Raw genomic sequence first — 819 nt, forward strand, 5'->3', positions numbered from 1 at the left:
AATTGGTTTTTAATTTTGATAATGAAGCAAGAATTACAGTTGTTTTTATTTCTGAAGATACAGGTGATAATGGCAATAGGCTTGTTAAATCTACAGTCGATGATGATGGATTGGGGATGACAATCTCTTGTTATAATTTCAAAATGTATAGTCCAAGAGAAGAAGGATTGGCTTCAGAGCCTCAGTTTATCTTTACAAAAAATAATAAAAAGCATTATTTTAATTTTAGAACAAATCTTTTTAATTCTGAGTCGAGATGGATTAGTATTAATTTCTTGAGGGATAAGTAATGAATGACTTTAATCCAATTTCTCAAGGTGGATCTACCTCTGGTAGTTCGGCCTCTTATAATCCAAATCCAAATTATTCTTTAATAAATAATCGGGTGGAGAAATACTCAGATAAGATAGGGACTGGTGATGATGCAAAAAGTAGTGTTGTTTGGTTTGTCATAACATTTACATTGACTATGTATGCATGTTTAATATCTGCACTTGTTATTGTTGATATCTTTAACAATAAAGGTGTCAATATTCTTAATAATATAAAAGAATCATGGGCTGTTTTTACGCCAATAATAACATTATCCCTAGGTTATATGTTTGGTAGGGTTGAGGCATCGCATGCGGCCAACAAAGAAAGTGTAAAACCCATCAACAAGGATTAATTATTTCTTATTTTTTGAGAGAAGGATAGGAATATGTTCATTCATGAACTTGATGGCTTGCTTTATTGTTATGGTGAGGTAGTACTTGCTAGGATTCTCTTTAGATCGTTTTTTTCTGCGTGTAATCTCTTTCCCTGTAAGCGGATTTACCG

At 32.4% G+C, this 819-nt stretch carries 2 protein-coding genes; both read left to right on the forward strand.

Annotation, left to right across the window (positions count from 1 at the left end):
* Positions 1–290: DUF6864 domain-containing function (locus K1J10_RS10590; RefSeq protein WP_223357344.1), on the forward strand; the 290-nt coding region annotated here is incomplete at its 5' end.
* A complete protein-coding gene (locus K1J10_RS10595) occupies positions 290–667 on the forward strand; it encodes a hypothetical protein (RefSeq protein ID WP_000997687.1) in 378 nt (125 codons plus the stop codon). The genes K1J10_RS10590 and K1J10_RS10595, both read left to right, overlap by 1 nt.
* The last annotated feature ends 152 nt before the right edge of the window (positions 668–819 follow it).

The organism is Streptococcus australis (assembly GCF_019930045.1).
Taxonomy (GTDB): Bacteria; Bacillota; Bacilli; order Lactobacillales; family Streptococcaceae; genus Streptococcus; species Streptococcus australis_D.